At 40.8% G+C, this 610-nt stretch carries 1 pseudogene; it reads left to right on the top strand.

Annotated features, from left to right (window positions below):
* A pseudogene (locus R7R78_RS27695) lies at positions 1–540 on the top strand (hypothetical protein); the annotation flags it as partial.
* Positions 541–610 lie beyond the last annotated feature (70 nt).

The raw sequence follows: 610 nt of genomic DNA, 5'->3' as shown, positions 1-610 counted from the left end.
ATGGTAGCGATGGTTGGCCCGATGGCGTTAGCAGGCGCTGGTGCTTTTATATTAGTCTCCTTTAAAATGCTTAAACGCCAACCAGATGAACCAACAGAAGTGAGGGTCGGAGAACGTGAAGACTGGCTCTTTGCTGATTACAATAAGAAAAGAAAAGTAATTAAGTTCTTTTTTAAGCATGACACATGCGAATATATTAATATAGAACATACTAAGATTTCACGCTTACACAACCGATTCCACTATTACGTATTTTTCAAAACCGTGTCTGACTTAGAGTCTATGGTCAATCAGCTAGCTACAGAATATAAGCTTGACTGTACGGAAGTCGCCGACCACAAAAAGCTATTTGAAGCTAAGCCAGAGGCTAGACTGTTTGGCACGCCAGTTTGTTATAAAGAATATCAAACCGATGAGGTATTTGATTTAAGAGCTTCAAAAGCCCCGCTCCCAGAACGTGAATACCTTTACAACGGCAAGTGGCAAACGGAATCTGAGATTGAAAAATCTAAATCTGAACTAACAACAACCAAGGAGTAACCCTTGGCATATTCACCATTTTACATCACCCCAGAAGAGTTGGCAGTTTATCAAGAGGCACAAGAGCAAG

The organism is Vibrio sp. 2134-1 (genome assembly GCF_033339495.1).
Note: the sequence above shows the minus strand (reverse complement) of the source record. Positions and strands in the feature narration are given on the sequence as shown.